This is a genomic window from Streptomyces sp. NPDC005266 (assembly GCF_040607655.1).
Lineage (GTDB): Bacteria > Actinomycetota > Actinomycetes > Streptomycetales > Streptomycetaceae > Streptomyces.
This window is the reverse complement of sequence record NZ_JBEXHC010000021.1, coordinates 1-21,318: the sequence shown is the minus strand read 5'-3', so window position 1 is coordinate 21,318 and position 21,318 is coordinate 1. Positions and strand designations below refer to the sequence as shown.

At 70.5% G+C, this 21,318-nt stretch carries 17 protein-coding genes; 7 read left to right on the top strand and 10 right to left on the bottom strand.

Annotation, left to right across the window (positions count from 1 at the left end; genetic code table 11):
- The first annotated feature begins 22 nt into the window (after positions 1-22).
- Entirely contained in the window at positions 23-1,312 is a 1,290-nt protein-coding gene (locus ABZU99_RS28215) for a citrate synthase (protein WP_355946340.1), read from the top strand.
- A gap of 502 nt (positions 1,313-1,814) precedes the next feature.
- Here the strand turns inward: ABZU99_RS28215 and ABZU99_RS28210 are convergent.
- The 3 genes from ABZU99_RS28210 to ABZU99_RS28200 all read right to left on the bottom strand — a co-directional run bounded on the left by ABZU99_RS28210 (position 1,815) and on the right by ABZU99_RS28200 (position 5,352).
- On the bottom strand, positions 1,815-4,160 hold the full coding sequence (locus ABZU99_RS28210; RefSeq protein ID WP_355946342.1) for a heavy metal translocating P-type ATPase: 2,346 nt from the start codon (positions 4,158-4,160) through the stop codon (positions 1,815-1,817).
- 86 nt (positions 4,161-4,246) lie between these two features.
- Positions 4,247-4,486, bottom strand: coding sequence for a heavy-metal-associated domain-containing protein (locus ABZU99_RS28205; protein ID WP_355946345.1), 240 nt, complete (start codon positions 4,484-4,486; stop codon positions 4,247-4,249).
- 206 nt (positions 4,487-4,692) lie between these two features.
- Entirely contained in the window at positions 4,693-5,352 is a 660-nt protein-coding gene (locus ABZU99_RS28200; RefSeq protein WP_355946347.1) for a TetR/AcrR family transcriptional regulator, read from the bottom strand.
- Positions 5,353-5,521: 169 nt separating this feature from the next.
- Here ABZU99_RS28200 and ABZU99_RS28195 point away from each other — a divergent pair, with 169 nt between their 5' ends.
- Positions 5,522-7,855 (top strand): MMPL family transporter, encoded by a 2,334-nt coding sequence (locus tag ABZU99_RS28195; RefSeq protein WP_355946350.1) that lies wholly within the window; start codon positions 5,522-5,524, stop codon positions 7,853-7,855.
- Between the two features lie 55 nt (positions 7,856-7,910).
- Here ABZU99_RS28195 and ABZU99_RS28190 read toward each other — a convergent pair whose 3' ends face one another.
- The 7 genes from ABZU99_RS28190 to ABZU99_RS28160 all read right to left on the bottom strand — a co-directional run bounded on the left by ABZU99_RS28190 (position 7,911) and on the right by ABZU99_RS28160 (position 14,558).
- A complete protein-coding gene (locus ABZU99_RS28190; RefSeq protein ID WP_355946353.1) occupies positions 7,911-8,120 on the bottom strand; it encodes a MerR family transcriptional regulator in 210 nt (69 codons plus the stop codon).
- A 189-nt stretch (positions 8,121-8,309) separates the two neighbouring features.
- The gene (locus tag ABZU99_RS28185) at positions 8,310-9,332 is read right to left on the bottom strand and encodes a Gfo/Idh/MocA family oxidoreductase (RefSeq protein WP_356050045.1); all 1,023 of its coding nucleotides are present in this window, start codon (positions 9,330-9,332) and stop codon (positions 8,310-8,312) included.
- 160 nt (positions 9,333-9,492) lie between these two features.
- Positions 9,493-10,512 (bottom strand): Gfo/Idh/MocA family oxidoreductase, encoded by a 1,020-nt coding sequence (locus ABZU99_RS28180; protein ID WP_356050043.1) that lies wholly within the window; start codon positions 10,510-10,512, stop codon positions 9,493-9,495.
- Between the two features lie 33 nt (positions 10,513-10,545).
- Positions 10,546-11,466: a sugar phosphate isomerase/epimerase gene (locus tag ABZU99_RS28175; protein ID WP_355946362.1), complete on the bottom strand. Its 921-nt coding sequence runs from the start codon at positions 11,464-11,466 to the stop codon at positions 10,546-10,548.
- A 122-nt stretch (positions 11,467-11,588) separates the two neighbouring features.
- Positions 11,589-12,464: an ATP-binding cassette domain-containing protein gene (locus ABZU99_RS28170; protein WP_355946364.1), complete on the bottom strand. Its 876-nt coding sequence runs from the start codon at positions 12,462-12,464 to the stop codon at positions 11,589-11,591.
- 5 nt (positions 12,465-12,469) lie between these two features.
- Complete coding sequence (locus ABZU99_RS28165) at positions 12,470-13,540, bottom strand: ABC transporter permease (protein ID WP_355946367.1); 1,071 nt, start codon at positions 13,538-13,540, stop codon at positions 12,470-12,472.
- A 7-nt stretch (positions 13,541-13,547) separates the two neighbouring features.
- Positions 13,548-14,558 (bottom strand): sugar ABC transporter substrate-binding protein, encoded by a 1,011-nt coding sequence (locus tag ABZU99_RS28160; protein ID WP_356050040.1) that lies wholly within the window; start codon positions 14,556-14,558, stop codon positions 13,548-13,550.
- Between the two features lie 282 nt (positions 14,559-14,840).
- Here ABZU99_RS28160 and iolC point away from each other — a divergent pair, with 282 nt between their 5' ends.
- The 5 genes from iolC to ABZU99_RS28135 all read left to right on the top strand — a co-directional run bounded on the left by iolC (position 14,841) and on the right by ABZU99_RS28135 (position 21,154).
- On the top strand, positions 14,841-15,788 hold the full coding sequence (iolC, locus tag ABZU99_RS28155) for a 5-dehydro-2-deoxygluconokinase (RefSeq protein WP_356050038.1): 948 nt from the start codon (positions 14,841-14,843) through the stop codon (positions 15,786-15,788).
- Positions 15,789-15,896: 108 nt separating this feature from the next.
- Entirely contained in the window at positions 15,897-16,784 is an 888-nt protein-coding gene (locus ABZU99_RS28150; protein WP_356050036.1) for a deoxyribose-phosphate aldolase, read from the top strand.
- A gap of 38 nt (positions 16,785-16,822) precedes the next feature.
- Complete coding sequence (iolB, locus tag ABZU99_RS28145; RefSeq protein WP_355946377.1) at positions 16,823-17,749, top strand: 5-deoxy-glucuronate isomerase; 927 nt, start codon at positions 16,823-16,825, stop codon at positions 17,747-17,749.
- Entirely contained in the window at positions 17,746-19,632 is a 1,887-nt protein-coding gene (gene iolD, locus ABZU99_RS28140) for a 3D-(3,5/4)-trihydroxycyclohexane-1,2-dione acylhydrolase (decyclizing) (RefSeq protein ID WP_355946379.1), read from the top strand. Before iolB ends, iolD begins: the two co-directional genes overlap by 4 nt.
- A 28-nt stretch (positions 19,633-19,660) precedes the next feature.
- Positions 19,661-21,154, top strand: coding sequence for a CoA-acylating methylmalonate-semialdehyde dehydrogenase (locus ABZU99_RS28135; protein ID WP_355946381.1), 1,494 nt, complete (start codon positions 19,661-19,663; stop codon positions 21,152-21,154).
- The last annotated feature ends 164 nt before the right edge of the window (positions 21,155-21,318 follow it).

The following is a 21,318-nucleotide window of genomic DNA, read 5'->3' as shown; positions in this document are numbered from 1 at the left end:
CAGGACGTCGGTGAGGGATGACGTGAGCGACAACTCTGTAGTACTGCGGTACGGGGACGGCGAGTACGCCTACCCGGTGGTCGACAGCACCGTCGGCGACAAGGGCTTTGACATCGGCAAGCTGCGCGCCCAGACCGGTCTGGTGACCCTGGACTCCGGTTACGGCAACACCGCCGCGTACAAATCCGCGATCACCTACCTCGACGGTGAGCAGGGCATCCTGCGCTATCGCGGCTACCCCATCGAGCAGCTGGCGGAGCGCAGCTCGTTCCTGGAGACGGCCTTCCTGCTGATCAACGGCGAGCTGCCGACCGTGGACGAACTTGCCGCCTTCCGCGAGCAGATCACCACGCACACGCTGCTGCACGAGGACGTCAAGCGGTTCTACGACGGCTTCCCGCGCGACGCCCACCCGATGGCGATGCTGTCCTCCGTGGTCAGCGCGCTGTCGACCTTCTACCAGGACAGCCACAACCCGTTCGACCAGAAGCAGCGCGACCTGTCGACGATCCGGCTGCTGGCCAAGCTGCCGACCATCGCGGCCTACGCGTACAAGAAGTCGGTCGGCCATCCGTTCGTCTACCCGCGCAACGACCTCGGCTACGTCGAGAACTTCCTGCGGATGACCTTCTCGGTTCCGGCACAGGAGTACGAGCTCGACCCGACCGTGGTCAGCGCGCTCGACAAGCTGCTGATCCTCCACGCCGACCACGAGCAGAACTGCTCGACCTCCACGGTCCGGCTCGTCGGCTCCTCCCAGGCGAACATGTTCGCCTCGATCTCCGCGGGCATCAACGCGCTGTGGGGGCCCCTGCACGGCGGCGCCAACCAGTCGGTGCTGGAGATGCTGGAGGGCATCCAGGCGTCCGGCAGCGACGTCGACTCCTTCATCCGCAAGGTGAAGAACAAGGAAGACGGCGTGAAGCTCATGGGCTTCGGGCACCGCGTCTACAAGAACTTCGACCCCCGTGCGAAGATCATTAAGTCCGCGGCGCACGATGTCCTCTCCGCCCTCGGCAAGTCCGACGAGCTGCTCGACATCGCGCTCAAGCTCGAGGAGCACGCGCTCGCCGACGACTACTTCGTGGAGCGCAAGCTCTACCCGAACGTGGACTTCTACACCGGTCTGATCTACCGGGCGATGGGCTTCCCGACCGAGATGTTCACCGTGCTGTTCGCGCTCGGCCGGCTGCCGGGCTGGATCGCCCAGTGGCACGAGATGATCAAGGAGCCGGGCTCCCGCATCGGCCGCCCGCGCCAGATCTACACCGGCGTGGTCGAGCGGGACTTCGTCCCGGTCGAGCAGCGTTAAGGGCTCCGATCCGATAGGGGGTGCCCCCTGGGCACCCCTCCGTATCCGGCGTCCCCGTCCGGCGACTGGCCTGTGTCGACACCGGCTGAAAGCGTCCCGGAGGCGAACCGAGCCTTAAGAGCGAGAAGCGCCCCGCTTCCGATCCCCCCACGGGTCGGAGCGGGGCGCTTCCCGTGTCCCGGTGCGGATTCCCCCCACGGGATCCGGCCGGGCGTCCACGGGCCGTACAGGCCGTACCGCGACGCGATCTGCCGGGACGCGTACCTGCGGGAGGGCCGCTCAAAGCTCCCCGAGTACGTCGCCCCGGCCACGCGTAGCGGGATGCGTCCCCCAAGACGCATCCTCACCGTCCCATTAGACTCGCGTCCCCCCGCAATGGTTACGTTCGGTTGTATGTGATCTGCGTCTCTTGCCATAAGGGCCATAAAAGGGCAAGAGCCTCGATTTGAAGATCGAGGCTCTTGTGTATGGGTGTTGTGTGGCTTATGGACACTTGGTGAAGCTATGTGGACGCCGTGAAGGTCCGCAGTCGCAGGCTGTTCGTCACGACGAAGGCCGAGGAGAACGCCATCGCGGCTCCAGCGATCATCGGGTTGAGCAGTCCGGCCGCCGCGAGCGGCAGCGCGGCCACGTTGTAGCCGAAGGCCCAGAAGAGGTTGCCCTTGATGGTGGTCAGCGTCCGGCGTGCCAGCCGGATCGCGTCCGCCGTCACCCGCAGGTCGCCCCGGACCAGGGTCAGGTCGCCGGCCTCGATGGCCGCGTCCGTGCCGGTGCCCATCGCGAGCCCCAGATCCGCGGTGGCCAGGGCGGCCGCGTCATTGACGCCGTCACCCACCATCGCGACCGTACGGCCCTCGTCCTGCAGCCGCTTCACCACGTCCACCTTGTCCTGCGGCAGCACATCGGCGATGACCTCCTCGATGCCCACCTCGCGGGCGACCGACTCGGCGACGAGCCGGTTGTCGCCGGTCAGCAGCACCGGGGTGAGGCCGAGCGCGCGCAACTGGGTGACCGCCTCGGCGCTGGTCTCCTTGACGGCGTCGGCGACCAGCAGGATGCCGCGCGCCGCACCGTCCCAGGCCACGGCGACGGCGGTGTGCCCCTCCGCCTCGGCGGCCGTCTTGGCGGCTGCCAGCTCCTCGGGCAGCTCGATGGCCCACTGGCCCAGCAACTTCTCGCGGCCGACCAGCACCGCGTGCCCGTCGACCGTGCCCTGGACGCCGAGCCCGGGAACGTTGGCGAAGTCCTCGGGCACCAGGAGCGCGCCGACCCGCTCGGCCGCGCCATCCGCGACGGCCCGCGCGACCGGGTGTTCCGAGGCGTGCTCCACTGAGCCCGCGAGCCGCAGCAGCTCCTCCTCGGCCACGCCGGGCGCCGTGACGGCCCCGCGCAGCCGCATCCGTCCCGTCGTCACCGTGCCGGTCTTGTCCAGGACGACGGTGTCCACCCGGCGGGTCGACTCCAGCACCTCGGGGCCCTTGATCAGGATGCCCAGCTGGGCGCCGCGGCCGGTGCCGACCATGAGGGCGGTCGGGGTGGCCAGGCCCAGGGCGCACGGGCAGGCGATGATCAGGACGGCCACGGCGGCGGTGAAGGCGGCGGTCGCGTCGCCCGTCGCCAGCAGCCAGCCCAGCAGGGTGCCCAGCGCGATCAGCAGGACGATCGGGACGAAGATCCCGGAGACCCGGTCCGCGAGCCGCTGCACCTCGGCCTTGCCGTTCTGGGCGTCCTCCACCAGCTTGGCCATCCGGGAGAGCTGGGTGTCCGCGCCGACGCGGGTGGCTTCCACGACGATGCGGCCCGCCGTGTTGACGGTCGCGCCCGCGACCGCGTCGCCGACCACGACGTCCACCGGCACCGACTCGCCGGTCAGCATCGAGGCGTCCACCGCCGAGGAGCCCTCGACCACCGTGCCGTCGGTGGCGATCTTCTCGCCGGGGCGCACCACGAAGCGGTCGCCGACCACCAGCTCGCCGACGGGGATCCGCACCTCACGGCCGGCCCCTCGCCCACTACGACCCTCAACCGGGAGCGCTTCGCGCTCGCCCCCTTCGTACCGCAGGACGGCCACGTCCTTGGCGCCGAGCTCCAGCAGAGCGTGCAGCGCCGCGCCCGCCCGCCGCTTGGACTTCGCCTCCAGATAGCGGCCGAGAAGGATCAACGCGGTCACCCCGGCGGCCGCCTCCAGGTAGATCGAGGACGATCCGCCGGCCCGCGAGACGATGAGGTCGAAGCCGTGCCGCATCCCGGGCATGCCGGCGTCACCGAAGAACAGCGCCCAGAGCGACCAGCCGAGCGCGGCGAGGGTGCCGATGGACACGAGGGTGTCCATGGTGGCCGCGCGATGCCGGGCGTTGGTCCAGGCGGCCTTGTGGAAGGGGGCGCCGCCCCAGACGACGACGGGCGCCGCGAGGGTGAGCGAGAGCCACTGCCAGTTGTCGAACTGGAGCGACGGCACCATGGCCAGGAGAACGACCGGCAGGGACAGGGCGAGGGAGACGAGCATGCGGTGACGCAGGGAGTCCGGCTCCGCCTCGGCGCGCCCGGAGCCGCCCGGCGCCGCGTCCGGCGCTCCGGCGTCCTCGGTGGCGCGGGGCGCGGGCTCGGCGGGGCGCGGTTCCTCGGCGGTGTAGCCGGTCTTGACGACCGTGGCGATCAGGTCGGCGACCTCGACGCCGCCGCCGTAGGACACCTTGGCCTTCTCGGTGGCGAAGTTCACCGTGGCGGTGACGCCCTCGATGCGGTTGAGCTTCTTCTCGACGCGCGCCGCGCAGGACGCGCAGGTCATGCCGCCGATGGCGAGCTCGACCTCGGGCGTGCGCTCGGCTTCGGGAGCCGTGCTGGTCATGTCTGGTCTCCTGGGAGGAGGGCCGGGCCGTACGGCGGCTGTATGAGCAGGGCGGTACGGGCCCGGCGGGGATACGTCGGGGTGGATCAGTCCCGGCCGGCGAGCTCGTAGCCCGCCTCGTCGACGGCGGCGCGGACGGCCTCGTCGTCCAGTGGGGCGGCGGAGACCACGGTGACCTGGCCGGTGGAGGCCACGGCCTTGACGGAGGAGACGCCGTCGAGGGCGCCGATTTCCTCGGCGACGGCGCCCTCGCAGTGGCCACAGGTCATGCCGGTCACCTGGTAGACGGTGGTGATGCCGGAGCCGGTGTTCGCCTCGGAGGTCATGTGCTTCTCCTGTGTGGGGTGAGCGTGAAGATGGTGCGCAGGAGACGTCGGATGCCCCAGGGTCTCCTGACAGTGTCAACTCTATACCCCTAGGGGGTATTCCCGGAAGCTGGGGGTGCGCCGGTTCGCTACAGGGGTGTCGTGCCCGCGCGCGCTCCCCCTCGGACCGCCCGTGCGCCGGGGGCGAGGGGGATGCGGCCGGGCTGTCAGCGGGGGGTGGGCGCGGCCTCGGTGCCGAGGACCGGGGCGAGATAGCCGTACAGAGAGGCCTTCGTCTCGGCGATATAGGCCTCCCGCTCCTCGCCCTCATGGGCGAGCACCAGCTCAAGCCCGGCCTTGAACAGCGCGAACGCCATGATCGCGGTGCGCGTGCGCCGCTCGGGAGGGAGCTCGGGGTTGAAGACGCCGATCAGCTCCGCGACCCGGTCCTGTACGGAGTCGTGCAGCGCGGCGTGCTCCTCGATGACGCTGCCCGGTGCGTCGGAGGACTTGAGCAGGGCCAGGAAGGCCGGATTCGCGCAGTTGAACTCGATCATCGGATCGAGGACCGCGTCCAGCATCTCGCCCAGGGGGAGCGAGGCGTTCTCGACGGTGAAGACCAGGCCGTGGGTCTCCCGCATCCGGTGCGAGAGGCGCTCGCCGAGTTCGACGGCGATGGCCTCCTTGTTCGGGAAGAACTGGTACAGCGTGCCGGGGGACACGCCGGCCTCGCGGGCGATGGCGTTGGTGCTCGCCGAGGAGTAGCCGGAGCGGCAGAAGACGCTGGCGGCCGCGTCCAGCAGCTGCTGCACCCGGCGTTCGCCCCGCGCCTGCCGACGGCGCGGCTTCGCGGCTCCGGCGGGCTGGGCTGCCTTGCTCTCGGTCACTCGCAATCCCCGGCTCTCGGTGTTCGATTGACAAACGCGAGTGGTCGCTCGCATTCTTGAGAAACGCGAGCGGTCGCTCGTGTTTGCCAGTCTATGGGCAATCAGCGACCCGTGCTGCCTGCTGAAATATGGACGGCCGCATGGGCACAGGTGAAGGGGACACCGCGCCATGACCGTTGTCAACCGGCCGCCGGGGGACCGCCGGACCGCATCCGGGGACCAGCCACGGACAGGAGGATGGACGCGCCTGGTCACCGCCCGGCCCCGGCTGTCCCTGCTGATCGCCCTGGTCTTCACGGCGTTGGCCGTCGTGGCCGGCAGCGGTGTCGCCGACCGGATGGGCAGCGGCGGCTGGGACGACCCCGCGTCCTCGTCCGCGTACGCCACCAAGGCGCTGGAGAAGCGCTTCCCGGCCTCCCGGCCGAATCTCATCCTTCTGGTCGACAGCGGCCGGAAGACGGTTGACGATCCGGCCGTCGCCGCCGAGGGCCGCACCCTCGCCAAGAAGCTGGCGGGCGAGAAGGAGGTCACCGGCGTCACCTCCTACTGGGACACCGGCGCGCCCTCCCTGCGCCACCGGGACCGGGGCCAGGCGATCATCACCGCCCGGATCGTGGGCGACGAGTCGGCCTCCGGCAAGGCGCTGGAGCGGATAGCGCCCCGCTTCCGCGGCGATCACGGACCGGTCGAGGTGTCGGTCGGCGGTCCGGTCGCGGTCCGGCACGAGCTGCAGACCACCATCCAGGAGGATCTGCTGCGAGCCGAGGCCATCGCCCTGCCGATCACCCTGGTGTTGCTCGTCATGGTCTTCGGCAGCGCGGTGGCCGCCCTGCTCCCGCTCGGCGTGGGCGTCATCGCCATCCTGGGGACCGACGCGGTGCTGCGCGGCCTCACCGAGTTCACCGAAGTCTCGATCTTCGCGCAGAACCTGACCACCGCGCTCGGCCTCGGACTCGCCATCGACTACGCGCTGTTCATCGTGCGCCGCTTCCGCGAAGAGCTGGCCACGGGGGTGCCGGTGCTGACCGCCGTCGGCGCCACCCTGCGCACCGCCGGGCGGACCGTGCTCTTCTCGGCGCTGACCGTCGCCGTCTCGCTCGCGGCCATGCTGGTCTTCCCGCAGTACTTCCTGCGCTCCTTCGCCTACGCGGGGATCGCCGTGGTGCTGATCGCCGCTGCCGCCGCCCTGGTGGTGCTGCCCGCGGCGCTCGTCCTGCTCGGCCCCCGGGTCAACGCACTGGATCTGACGCGGCTGCTGCGCCGGGGCCGCCCGGCGCGGGGCGGTGAGCCCGGGGCGGGCTGGGGGCGGCTCGCCCGGCTGGTCATGCGGCGTGCCCCGCTCGTCACGCTGGCCACTCTGGCCGGTCTGGTCGCGCTCGGACTCCCCTTCCTGAGGGTGGAATTCGGCACCGCGGACGACCGTCAGCTGCCCGCGAGCGCCGAGTCCCATGTGGTCCAGCAGCACATCCGCGAGGGGTTCCCCGGCGGTCCCGGCGGGGCGGTGGAGATATTCGCCGAGGGCAGGAGCGACACCAAGGCCCTCGCCGACTACAGAGCCAAGCTCTCCGCCCTGCCCGATGTGGTGCGGGTGGACAGCCCCGCGGGCCAGTTCACGGGCGGCCGGCAGTCGGCCAGGCCCGGTCCGGCGGAGACGGCACGACTGGCCGGTGGGTCGGCATACATCACCGTGCTGCCCAAGGGTCAGTTCGTGGATGCCACCACCCAGGATCTGGTGCGGGACATCCGCGCCCTGCACCCGCCGTTCAAGACCTCGGTGACCGGCACCGCCGCCGTGCTGGTGGACACCAAGGACTCCATAGCCGACCGGCTGCCCTGGGCCGCCGCCATCATCGCCGCCGTCACCCTGCTGCTGGTCTTCCTGCTCACCGGAAGCGTGCTGATACCCCTTCAGGCGGTCGTGCTCAACGCGCTCAGTCTCACCGCGATGTTCGGCTCGGTGGTGTGGATCTTCCAGGACGGGCATCTGTCCGGTCCGCTCTCCTTCACCACATCCGGCGATATCGAGACCACGCTGCCGGTGCTGATGTTCTGCGTCGCCTTCGGGCTCTCCATGGACTACGGGGTCTTTCTGCTCTCCCGGATCAAGGAGGAGTACGACCGCACCGGGGACCATGAGGCGGCGGTGGAGTTCGGGCTGCGGCGCACCGGCGGGCTGATCACGGCGGCGGCGCTGATCCTCGCCGTGGTGATGGTGGCCATCGGCACCTCACGGGTCACCAACACCAAGATGCTGGGCCTTGGCATCGCCCTGGCCGTGCTGATGGACGCGATGGTGGTGCGCGGTCTGCTGGTGCCGGCGGTGATGCGGCTGACCGGCCGGGCCACCTGGTGGGCCCCGGGCCCGCTGCGCCGGCTGCACGCACGGATCGGGCTGAGCGAGGGGGAGCCCTCTCCCGCCGAGGGCGGCACGGCCGACGGGCACGCGGGCGGGCCCCGCAGCGAGGAGGGAGAGCTGCGGGACCCGGTGAGCGCGGGGCGTTAGGGCCCGCCCGCTCGCGACGCCGGCCTGCTGGATGCCGGTCTGATGATCAGGCCGGTTAATCCTTGGCCTCGCGTCGGGCGCGGCGGTTGCCGGGTCTGCGGGCCACCCAGGAGCGGATCGTATCCGCGAACCAGTACGGTTTGCCGCCCTCCACCAGATCGGGGGGCGGCAGCAGGCCGTGCTTGCGATAGGACCGTACGGTGTCCGTCTGCACACCGATATGCGCGGCGATCTCCCTGTAGGACCACAGCCTCCGGTCGGTCATCTCGCGTGCCCTTCCCGCGGACGCCGCGGCCACGGCCCGGTGGGGCCGTCGGGGGAGCCGGGGCGCGCCGCTCACGATCAATCAGCCTGTGCCCGGTGAACGACGCTGAGTGACCAGCGGCTAGGGGCTGTTGAACATCTGTGACGGAAGGCTCGTGGAGCTGTGACGGCTGTGACGCCCGAGTGACGCTCAGACTCGTAGCTCGGCCATCCGTTCGGTGATCTCGGACAGCCGCACCGGTCGGTGCTCCAGCCGGGACAGCTCACATGCCTCGGCCACCAGCAGGGCGTGCAGCGCCTGCTGCCCGGAGCAGGGGTTGGCGGCCTCGCCCCGGGCGGCCTGGACGAAGGCCGCCAGCTCCGCTCGGTACGCGCCCTCGAACCGCTCCAGGAAGGTGACCCAGGGCCGGGCGGGCCCGGCCGGACCGCCCGGTTCGGCGGAGGTGAAGGGCGTACGGTCGTCCAGCCCGACCACGAACTGGTCGCGCTCGCCGGACAGTTCCATCCGTACGTCATAGCCCGCGCCGTTGTAGCGGGTGGCGGTCGCGGTGACCAGCGTGCCGTCGTCCAGGGTCAGCAGCGCCGCGGCCGTGTCCACATCGCCCGCCTCCCGGAAGAAGGCGGCCCCGCCGGCCGAGCCGGACGCGAAGACCTCCACCACCTCCCGCCCCGTCAACCAGCGTACGGCGTCGAAGTCATGCACCAGACAGTCCCGGATCAGACCGCCCGAATGCGGCAGGAACTCCGGCGGTGGGGGAGCGGCGTCCGAGGTGATGGCCCGGATGGTGTGCACCCGGCCGAGCCGTCCGTCCCGAAGCGCCTCACGGGCGGCCCGGTACCCCGCGTCGAACCGCCGCTGAAAGCCGATCTGCAGCAGGGCCCCGGCCGCTTCGACCTCGCGCAGCGCGCGGACCGTGCCCGCGAGGTCCGGTGCTATGGGCTTCTCGCAGTACGCCGGCAGTCCGGCCCGCGCCGCGCGGGTGATCAGCTCGGCGTGCGAGGCGGTCGCGGTGGCGATCACCAGCGCGTCGATACCGCCGTCGAAGACGGCGTCCACCGACTCGGCGGCGATCGCGCCGATCCGGGTGGCCAGCCCGGCGGCCCGTCCGCTGTCCGCGTCGCCGATCAGCAGTTCGTCGACCCCGTCCGTCCCGGCCAGGGCGGCGGCGTGGAAGGAGCCGATCCGCCCCGCGCCGAGAAATCCGATGCGCATGGAGGTGTTCCCGTCTCGTCAGTGTGTCGGGTTCAGGAGATTCAGTCGGCTGGTCAGCGCGCCGGGCCGCACAACGGGCGACAGACAAGCAGGGACAGGTAAGAGGCAGGGACGGAAGGGGGCGGCGGGCCGGCCGTGGCGCCGGCCGGCCCGCCGGGTGTCAGCTGTAGAAGGCGGGGCGCTCGATCATCTCCACGGCCGTGCGCTCGCCCGTGGTCTGCGCCCGGACCCCCGCCTCGCACACGGCGGCCGCCGCATAGCCGTCCCAGGCGCTCGGACCCTCGACCTCGCCGCGCCGGGTGGCGTTGACCCACGCCTGCACCTCGCGGTCGTACGCCTCCTCGAAGCGGGCCACGAAGTCCGGGGCGATCTCGCCGCCCCAGGTGCCGGGCCGGTTGACCAGCATGCCGTGGGCGTCCCCGACCCGGGCGGTGCCGCGCTCACAGACCGCCTCGGCCTGCACCTGGTAGCCAAAGCCGCAGGTGGCGAACATCTCGACATTGACGATCGCGCCGCCGGTGGTCTCGAAGATCACCAGCTGGGGGTCGCTGAGCCCCTCGGGGGCGCCCGAGTTCGGGGTCGGCTTCAGCACCGTGACGGTGGAGATCTCCTGCTCCAGCAGCCAGCGGGACTGGTCCATCTCATGCACCACGGAGTCGGTGATGAGCATCTGGGTGGTGAAGTACGGGTGCGTGGACGCGTTGCGGTGGCGGCAGTGCAGCATCAGCGGCCGGCCGAGATCGCCGCTCGCCAGCAGGCTCTTGAGCTTCATGAACTCGGTGTCGTAACGGCGCATGAAGCCGACCTGCACGCGGCGGTGGCCCAGCCGCTGCTCGGCCTCCAGGACCCGCAGTGCCGACGCCGAGTCCGGCGTCAGCGGCTTCTCGCACAGTACCGGCAGATCGTGCTCGAACGCGCTGAGCAGTGCGGCCTCATGCGCCGGGCCGGGCGAGGCGATGAGGACGGCGTCGACACCGGGCGCGGCCATCGCGGCGGCCGGATCGGTGAACGCCTGACAGCCGTCGGCGCTGTCGGCGACCGCCTTGGCGCGTGCCTCGTCGATGTCGACCACGGCCGTCACCCGTGCGCCGCTGATCACGTCCTTGATCCGGCGGACATGGTCGGCGCCCATCTTGCCGGTGCCGATGACGGCGACCCCGAGCGTTCCCTGCTGCGTCATATCCTTCTTTCCTCTCTCGTCGGGCGTCTCTTGTCAGGCGCCGCAGGAGCGCAGGAAGCGGCGGGTGCGCTGGGCGATCGGGAAGGGCTGGTCGGGCGGGCAGGGGTACATGTCCTGCTCGACGATGGCGAAAAGATCCACATCGAGGTTCTGGGCGGCGGTCAGGACCGGTTCGAGCTCCGGGACGCCGTTCGGCGGTTCGCACATGACGCCGCGCTGGACGGCCGGGCCGAACGGGATCTCGTTCTTGACGACATCGGCGAGGATCGCCGGGTCGACCTGCTTGAGGTGGAGGTAGCCGATGCGCTCGCCGTAGGTCTCGATCAGCTTGACGCTGTCGCCGCCGCAGTACGCGTAGTGGCCGGTGTCCAGACACAGGTTGACCAGGTCGGAGTCGGTGGCGTCGAGGAAGCGGGCGACGTTCTCCTCGGTGTCGATATGGGTGTCGGCGTGCGGATGGACGACGATCTCGAGCCCGTAGCGCTCGCGCACCTCGCGGCCGAGCCGCTCCATCCCGGTGGCCAGATGGCGCCACTGCCCGGCGGTGAGCGTCGGCGGCTCGATCAGCTCGGCGGTCTTGTCGTCCCGCCAGAAGGACGGGATGACCACGAGGTGCTTGGCGTTCATCGCCCGGGTCAGCTCGGCCACCTGGGAGACATGCTCCCAGGTGGCGTCCCAGACGTCGGGCCCGCGGTGCAGCGAGGTGAAGACCGTGCCCGCCGAGACGGTGAGGCCGCGGCGGCCGGTCTCCTCGGTGAGCCGGGCCGGGTCGGTCGGCAGATAGCCGTACGGACCCAGCTCGATCCACGCGTAGCCGGCCTCCGTGACCTCGTCGAGGAAGCGCTGCCAGGGGACCTGCTGCGCGTCGTCGGGGAACCACACCCCCCACGAGTCGGGGGCCGAGCCGACCCGGATGCGGTCCAGGGCGGGTGCGGGGGAGGCGTCGGCAGTCATGGAAGAGGGTCTCCTCGCTGTGCTGGGTGCCCGTGTCGTGCTGTTTTGTGCAGCTTCACGGTCGGGGCGTGCGGCCGTCAAGGCTTCGTCAGGACATTCGGACGTTATGTCAGAACGTCGGATCAGGGGGACGGTGTGGTCACCTCCTCCGGCAGCTCCTCCACATCGACCCCGCGGACCTGGGCGAGCTCATGCTTGAGCGCGGCGAGCTCGGCGCCGCCGGCCATGTGGTTGGTCAGCTCCTCCAGGGTGACGTCCGCGCGGGCGGCGCTCAGCTCCAGGGCGCCGAGCCTGAGCACCGAGAAGTGGTCGCCGACCATATAGGCGTGGTGCGGGTTGTGGGTGATGAAGATGACGCCGAGCCCGCGCTCGCGCGCTGCCGCGATGTACTTGAGCACGACGCCGGACTGCTTGACGCCGAGCGCCGCGGTGGGCTCGTCCAGGATCAGCACCCGGGCGCCGAAGTGCACGGCCCGGGCGATGGCCACGGACTGCCGCTGGCCGCCCGAGAGGGTGCCGATGGGCTGGTCCAGGTTGTCGAGGTGGATGCCCATCGCGGACAGCTCCTCACCGGTGGTCCGCTTCATCCGCTCGATGTCGAGCCGGCGCACCGGCCAGGGGCCGCGGGTCAGCTCGGAGCCGAGGAAGAAGTTCCGCCACACCGGCATCAGCGGCACGGTGGCCAGATCCTGGTAGACGGTGGCGATGCCCAGGTCCAGGGCCTCGCGCGGAGTGTTCAGCCGCACCGGCTTGCCGTCGACGAGATACTCGCCCTCGTCATGCCGGTGCAGCCCGGAGATGATCTTGATGAGGGTGGACTTGCCGGCGCCGTTGTCGCCCAGCACGCAGGTCACCCGGCCCGGCCGGACATCGAGGTCGATGTCCGTCAGGGCGCGGACCGTGCCGTAGAGCTTGCCGACGCCCTTGAGCCGGACCACCGGCTCATCGGCGTCCGCGGGCCCGGTGGCGCCGGCCCCGGGGATGTCGTTCGGTGCCATTCCCATCACCTCCTGGCGGCCTGACGGCGCACCCACAGATTGACGAGCGTCGCGAGCAACAGCATCACGCCGACGAAGAACTTGAACCAGTCGGGGTTCCAGTTGGCGTAGACGATGCCCTGGTTGACCATGCCGAAGATGAAGGCGCCCAGGACCGCGCCGATCGCGGAGCCATAGCCGCCGGTGAGCAGGCAGCCGCCGATCACCGCCGCGATGATGTAGTAGAACTCATTGCCGACGCCCTCTCCGGCCTGCACGGTGTTGTACTCGAAGAGCAGATGCATGCCGACGAACCAGGCCGCGAAGCCCACCGTCATAAACAGGGCGATTTTGGTGAGGTTCACCGGTACGCCGACGGCCCGCGCGCTCTCCTTCGAACCGCCGGCCGCGAAGATCCAGTTGCCGAACTTGGTGCGCAGCAGCACCCAGGTGGCGAGGGCGGCGAAGCCCAGCCACCACAGCACGGTCACGTTCACCTCGACGCCGAAGACGGGGATCTCGGAGGCGAAGAGCGACTTCGCCTGGTCGAAGCCGTCCATGTCATTGATGGTGTCGGTGGCGACGTTGCCGGTCAGCAGCTTGGTGACGGCCAGATTGGCGCCCTGGAGCATCAGAAAGCTGGCGAGGGTCACCAGGAAGCTCGGCAGCCCGGTCCTGATCAGCAGCAGACCGTTGACCAGACCCACCGTGAGCGAGGCGAGCAGGGCGATGACCACGCCCGCCCAGACATTGGCGGTGAGCTGGAAGCTGATCATGCTCGCGGTCAGCGCCGAGGTGGTGACGGCGACACCGGCCGACAGATCGAACTCGCCGCCGATCATCAGCAGGGAGACGGCGAGCGCCATGATGCCCATGGTGGACGCCTGGTAGAGGACGGTGGCGAAGGAGTCGGCCTGACGGAAGGTCGGGGCGACGGCGAAGAAGAAGACATACACGCCGATGGCCGCGGCCAGCGCGCCGATCTCGGGGCGGGCCAGCGCCCGCCGGGCCAGCGAGCGCTCGGCGGTGCGGCTCCCCGGCTTCGCCGCGGGGGAGGCCGGCGGGGTGGTCGCCGCGGGCGTGGCGGTGTGGCTCATCGTGGGATCACCGCGTCCCCTTCAGGGCGAACTTCGCAACGGTGTCCACGTTGCCCTTGGTGACGAACGCGGGCCCGGTCAGCACCGGCTGCTCACCGCCGCCGCTGAAGTTGCCGTTGTTCTCGTAGAGCCACATGGAGTCGATGGCCAGATAGCCCTGCAGGTAGGGCTGCTGGTCGACGGCGAACTCCACGTCCCCGCTCTTGACGGCCGTAACCAGGTCCTTGTTGAGGTCGAAGGTGGCGACCTTCGCCTTGCCGCCGGCGTCCTTGGCGGACTGAACGGCGGTCAGGGCGAACGGGGCGCCCAGGGTCACGACATGGTCGATGCTCGAGTCCTGCTTGAGCTTCGCGGCGATCGTGGACTTGACCGACGGCATGTCGGTCCCATTGACATAGAGCGTGTCCGTCTTGCCCTTGAAGGTCTTCTTCACGCCCGCGCACCGGGCCTCCAGGGCGACATGGCCCTGCTCCTGGATCACGCAGATGCTGTGCTTGGCGCCCACCTCGTTCAGCCGCTTGCCGAACGCCTCACCGGCGATGGACTCGTCCTGCCCGAAGAACTCCAGCAGGCCCATGTCCTTCCACTGGTCGAGCCCGGCGTTGAAGGCGACGACCGGGATCCCGGCCTTCCTGGCCTTGGCCACCGCGGACTTCATCGCGTCGGGCTTGGCGAGGGTGATCGCGATGCCGTCGACCTTCTGGTCGATGGCGTTCCGCACGAGGCTCGCCTGATCCGCGCCGCTCGGGTTGCCGGAGTAGACGAGCTCGATGTTGTCCTTGGCCGCCGCTGCCTTGGCGCCTTTGCGCACCGTGTCCCAGAAGGTGTCGCCCGGCGGCGCGTGAGTGATCATCGCGATCTTCAGGCGGGGGGTGTTGGCCTTTCCGGCGGAGATGTTGTCGTCGGCTTCCTGGGCCTTCTTGCCGCCGTGGCTGCTGCAGCCCGCCGCGAGGACGACGGTTGCGGTGACGAGCGCGGCGAGTCCCGCTCTGCGGCGTCGAGTGAATCTGAGGTCCATCTGTTCCAGCACCTCTCAAAGGCAGGTCCGTTGTTGACACGGCCGTTGCTGAACGGGAGCCAACTCCCCGTGGCTGTCACCTGTCAAGGCTTTGTCATGACAACATTTCATCTGGACGTAACGAGGCGATAACGCGCGTCGATGTGTCTGGTGCGTACGTCCGAATGTAAGGACAAATCCTTGACAGCGAGTGGGGGACACGTCTAGACCTGAAGAGGCCGGGCTCGCCCCGGTGTTCCGTGCATCACCACCCTGAGCTGCGTCTTTCCCGAAGGGGCACGCATGAGTGAGCCGTACGACCTGATCACGATGGGCCGCATCGGAGTGGATCTCTATCCGCTGCAGACCGGTGTGCCTCTGCCGCAGGTCGAGTCATTCGGAAAGTTCCTCGGCGGCTCGGCGACCAACGTCGCGGTGTCCGCGGCCCGGTTCGGCCGCCGCTCGGCGGTCATCAGCCGCACCGGAGCGGATCCGTTCGGTGACTACATCCACCAGGAGCTGCGTGGATTCGGGGTGGACGACCGCTTCGTCACCCCCGTCGCCGAATACCCCACCCCGGTCACCTTCTGCGAGATCTTCCCGCCCGACGACTTCCCGCTCTACTTCTACCGCCGCCCCAAGGCTCCCGATCTGGAGATCCACCCCGAAGAGCTGGACCTCGACGCGGTCCGCGCCGCCCGGATCTTCTGGATGACCGGCACCGGCCTCAGCGAGGAGCCCAGCCGCACCAGCACCCTCGCCGCGCTCGCCGCCCGCGCCAGGAGCGGCATCACCGTCTTCGACCTCGACTGGCGGCCGATGTTCTGGAGCGACCCCGACGCGGCCCGCCCCTACTACGCCGAGGCGCTGCGCCACGCCACCGTCGCCGTCGGCAACGTGGACGAGTGCGAGATCGCCACCGGTGTGCGCGACCCAAAGGCCTGCGCCCAGGACCTGTTGGACGCGGGCGTCGAGCTGGCCATCGTCAAACAGGGCCCCAAGGGCGTCCTGGCCGTGCACCGCGACGGCACCGCCATCGAGGCCCCGCCGGTCCCCGTCGAGGTCGTCAACGGACTCGGCGCGGGCGACGCGTTCGGCGGCGCCCTGTGCCACGGGCTGCTCGCCGGCTGGGACCTGGAGCGCATCATGCGGTACGCCAACGCCGCGGGCGCCATCGTCGCCTCCCGCCTCGCCTGCTCCTCCGCGATGCCGACCGAAGCCGAGGTCAAGGCCCTGCTCGCCGGAGACTGAGACAGCTCGCCGGGGACCGGTATCGGCGCCCGGCCCTCCCCCCACTCCCCATGACGGGACCCCCGGGATCCGTATGGTCCTCAGAATCGCGAACGCGAGGAGTTCTCGTTGAGCATCAGCATCTCCGACTTGGTCACGGTGCGGAGCCGGCACCCGGAGGCCATCGCCGAGGCGGCCGCCCGCCGGGTCCGCCGCCCCCTCATCGGCGACAGCGGCCGTCTGATGATCGTGGCCGCCGACCATCCGGCGCGCGGCGCCCTCGCCGTCGGCGGCCAGAGGCTGGCCATGGCCAACCGGGCCGATCTGCTGGAGCGGCTGTGCGTGGCCCTGTCCCGCCCCGGCGTCGACGGGGTGCTCGCCACCGCCGACATCCTGGAGGATCTGCTGCTGCTCGGCGCCCTCGACGGCAAGATCGTCATGGGTTCGATGAACCGCGGCGGGCTGGCCGGCGCCTCCTTCGAGCTGGACGACCGCTTCACCGGCCACCGCCCCCAGGACATCGCCCGCCTCCGCTTCGACGCCGGCAAGCTGCTGCTGCGCATCGACTACGACGACGCCGGCTCGCTGACCACCATGGTCTCCACCGCCCGCGCCATCGACGAGATGGCCGAGCGCCGGTTGCCCGTCTTCGTCGAGCCGTTCATCTCCCGCCGGATAGCCGGGAAGGTCTCCAACGACCTGAGCGCGGAGGCCGTCACCAAGTCCATCGCCATCGCCTCCGGGCTCGCCGGCACCTCCGCGTACACCTGGCTGAAGGTGCCGGTCACCGACGACCCCGACGAAATGGCCGCCGTCATGGAGACGAGCACCCTGCCGGCGGTGCTGCTCGGCGGTGACGTCGGCCCGTCCGCGAAGGCCCAGGAGGGTACGTACGAGAAATGGCGCAAGGCTCTGCGCCTGCCCACCGTCCAGGGCCTCGTCGTCGGCCGCTCGCTGCTCTATCCGGCGGAGGGCAGCGTCGAGACCGCCGTGGACACCGCCGTCGGGCTGCTCTGAGCGGCCCCTTCCGCACCGAAAGGCTGAGACTTCACGCCATGACTGATCCTGACCAAGGCTTCCATGTGCGGGCCGGCAAGGCGGCCGAGGGCCCCTATGCCGTGGACATCGACCCCGGGCGGGCCGGGTGGGGCTACTCCTCCCTGCGCGTCCTCGATCTGCCGCCCGGCGGCTCGCACTCCCTGGCCACCGGGGACAGCGAGTGGATCGTGCTCCCGCTGAGCGGCGGCTGCACGGTGGTCACCGAGGGCGAGACCTTCGAACTGCACGGCCGCGAGAGCGTGTTCAGCGGGGTGAGCGACTTCGCGTATCTGCCGCGCGACGCCCACGCCCGGATCGCCAGCGGTGAGGGCGGCCGCTTCGCGCTCACCGGCGCCCGCTGCGAGCGCCGGCTGCCCGCGCGCTACGGACCGGCCTCCGCCGTCCCCGTGGAGCTGCGCGGCACCGGGAACTGCTCCCGCCAGGTCAACAACTTCGCCGCGGCGGCCCCCGCCGGAGGCGGGACATCAGGTGGCGGTTTCCAGTGCGACAAGCTCATCGCCGTCGAGGTGCTCACCCCCGGCGGCAACTGGTCCTCGTACCCGCCGCACAAGCACGACCAGTGCCGCCCCGGCGAGGAGAGCGAGCTGGAGGAGATCTACTACTTCGAGATCGCCGAGGCCCACGGCAGCGAGGGCATCGGCTACCAGCGGGTCTCGCCCTCCGGCCACGGCCGCGGCACCGACGTCCTCGCCGAAGTCCGCTCCGGCGACGCCGTTCTGATCCCCGACGGCTGGCACGGCCCGTCCATCGCGGCCCCCGGCCATGACATGTACTACCTCAACGTCATGGCGGGCCCCGAGGCGGAGCGCGCCTGGCTGATCTGCGACCACCCCGACCACGCCTGGATCCGGTCCACCTGGCCGGACCAGCCCGTCGACCCCCGTCTGCCCCTCTACCAAGCCCCCGATGGAGACCCACGATGAACGCCTCGGCAGCGCGCCGCCTCACGGTCGCCCAGGCCCTGGTGGAGTTCCTGGCCCACCAGTACACCGAGCGGGACGGGCGGCGGCACCGCCTGATCAACGCCACCTGGGGCATCTTCGGCCACGGCAATGTGGCCGGGCTCGGTCAGGCGCTGCTGGAGTCCGGCCGGGAGACCATGCCGTACCTCCAGGGCCGTAACGAGCAGGCGATGGTGCACGCCGCGGTCGGCTACGCCCGGCAGTCCAACCGGCTCGCCGCCCAGGCCGTCACCACCTCCATCGGGCCCGGCGCCACCAACCTCGTCACCGGCGCGGCGCTGGCCACCATCAACCGGCTGCCGGTGCTGCTGCTGCCCGGCGACATCTTCGCCACCCGCCCCGCCGACCCGGTGCTCCAGCAGCTCGAAGTCCCGTACGCGGGCGATCTGTCCGTCAACGACTGTCTGCGCCCGGTCTCCCGGTACTTCGACCGCGTCGTACGGCCCGAGTCGCTGATCCCGGCCGCGCTCCAGGCCATGCGGGTGCTGGCCGACCCGGCCGACACCGGCGCCGTCACCCTCGCCCTGCCGCAGGACGTGCAGGCCGAGGCGTTCGACTGGCCCGAGGAGTTCTTCGCCGACCGGGTCTGGCATGTGCGCCGCCCGGCCCCCGAGCCGGCCGAGGTCACCGCCGCCGCACAGGCGGTCCGGGCCGCCCGCAGGCCCCTGATCGTCGCGGGCGGCGGCGTCCACCACAGCGAGGCCGAGGAGGCGTTGCGCGCCTTCGCCGACGCCACCGGTGTCCCGGTCGCCTCGACCCAGGCGGGCAAGGGCTCGCTCCGGTACGACCACCCCGCCGACATCGGCGGCATCGGCCACACCGGCACCGCCGTCGCCGACGACCTCGCCCGCACCGCCGATCTGGTCATCGGCGTCGGCACCCGCTACAGCGACTTCACCACCGCCTCCGCGACGCTCTTCGCCGACCCCGACGTGCGCTTCCTGAACCTCAACATCGCCCCGTTCGACGCCCACAAGCTGAGCGCCACCACCCTGGTCGCCGACGCCCGCGCGGGCCTGGAAGCGCTCACCGAGGCGCTCGCCGGACACCGGGTCGAGGGCGCCTACGAGGCGGAGTACCGTGCGGGCAAGGACCGCTGGGAGCGGCGCGTGGACGCCGCGTACGCCGCCGGGGACGACTCCGTCCGCCCGTCCCAGCCCCAGGTCCTGGGGGCCCTGGACGCGGTCGTCGGCGACGACGACGTGGTGATCAACGCGGCCGGCTCGCTCCCCGGCGATCTCCACAAGCTGTGGCGCGCCCGCTCGCCCCGCCAGTACCACCTGGAGTACGGCTACTCCTGCATGGGCTACGAGATCCCGGGCGCCATCGGGGTACGGCTCGCCGCGCCCGACCGCCCGGTGTGGGCGCTGGTCGGGGACGGCACGTATCTGATGATGCCGACCGAGATCGTCACCGCGGTCCAGGAGGGCATCAACATCAACATCGTGCTGGTCCAGAACCACGGCTACGCCTCGATCGGCGGTCTGTCGGAGGCGACCGGCGGCGAGCGCTTCGGCACCGCCTACCGCTTCCGGTCGGACGACGGCACGTACACCGGCGATCCGCTCCCCGTCGATCTGGCCGCCAACGCCGCCTCGCTCGGCATGGAGGTGCTGCGCGCCGGGAGCGTACGGGAGCTCCGCGCAGCGCTCGCGGCGGCCCGTGCGTCAGACCGCCCCACATGTGTCTATGTGGAGACCGAAACAGCAGACACAGTGTCGGGCGCACCCGCCGCGCAGGCGTGGTGGGATGTGCCTGTCGCGGAGACCGCGACCCGCCCGGCCGCCGTGAAAGCCCGCGAGGACTACGACCGACAGGCCGCCGCCCGCCGCCGCCACCTCTGACGTTTTCCGAGAGAAAGGCTCCGCACCCATGAAGACCGTCAACCACTGGATCGGCGGCAGGACCGTCGAGGGCGCGTCCGGCACGCACGGGCCGGTCTACAACCCCGCCACCGGCGCCCAGGACACCCGGGTCGCCCTCGCCTCCGTGGAAGAGGTCGACACGGCCGTCGACGCCGCCAAGGAGGCGTTCCGCTCCTGGGGTCAGGTATCCCTCGCCAAGCGCACCGCGATTCTCTTCAGGTACCGGGAGCTGCTGGACGCCCACCGCGACGAGATCGCCGAGCTGATCACCGCCGAGCACGGCAAGGTCCACTCGGACGCGCTCGGCGAGGTGGCCCGCGGTCTGGAGATCGTCGAGCTGGCCTGCTCCCTCTCCGAGAAGCTCAAGGGCGAGCTGTCCACCCAGGTCTCCTCCGGCGTCGATGTCGCCTCGATCCGCCAGCCGTTGGGTGTCGTCGCGGGCATCACGCCGTTCAACTTCCCGGCCATGGTGCCGATGTGGATGTTCCCGGTGGCCATCGCCTGCGGCAACACCTTCGTCCTCAAGCCCAGCGAGAAGGACCCCTCGGCTTCCTTCCGGCTGGCGGAGCTGGCCGCCGAGGCGGGGCTGCCGGACGGTGTGCTCAATATCGTCAACGGCGACAAGGTGGCCGTCGACCGGCTGCTGGAGCACCCGGACATCGCCGCCGTCAGCTTTGTCGGCTCCACGCCGATCGCGAAGTACATCCAGTCCAAGGCGGTCGAGCACGGCAAGCGGGTGCAGGCGCTCGGCGGCGCCAAGAACCACATGCTGGTGCTGCCCGACGCCGATCTGGACTTCGCCGCGGACAACGCCATCAACGCGGCCTACGGCTCGGCCGGTGAGCGCTGCATGGCGGTCTCGGTCGTGGTCGCGGTCGGTGAGACGGGCGACGAGCTGGTGAAGAAGATCGCCGACCGGGCCGCTCGCCTGCGGATCGGCCCCGGCAACGACCCGGCCTCCGAAATGGGCCCGCTCATCACCAAGGAGCACCGGGACAAGGTCGCCTCCTACGTCCACGGGGCCGCGGCCCAGGGCGCCGAGGTCGTCGTGGACGGCACCGGCCTCACGGTCGAGGGCCACGAAAACGGCTTCTTCCTCGGCGTCTCGCTGCTGGACAAGGTCCCGCCGACCGCCGACGCCTACCGCGACGAGATCTTCGGCCCGGTGCTGTGCGTGGTGCGCGCCGAGACCTACGACGAGGCCATCGCGCTGATCAACAGCTCCAAGTGGGGCAACGGCACCGCCATCTTCACCCGCGACGGCGGCGCCGCCCGCCGCTTCCAGCTGGAGGTGGAGGCGGGCATGGTCGGCGTCAACGTGCCGATCCCGGTGCCCGTCGGCTACCACTCCTTCGGCGGCTGGAAGGACTCGCTCTTCGGCGACCACCACATCTACGGCAACGACGGGGTGCACTTCTACACCCGTGGCAAGGTCGTCACCACCCGCTGGCCGGACCCGAGCGACGGGGGTATCAACCTGGGCTTCCCCCGTAACCACTGAGACGCATGTGACGGCAGATTCGCACGTCTGAGTGGTTTCGCCACCCCCCGGCCGGACTTGGTCCGCCGGGGGGTGTTCAACTGTTCGCTCTTGCGGTCGATTGAGTGAGTGTTAGCGGGTTCAAGTGATGTTATGATCTTGTCTATGAACCTTACGGAGTGGGC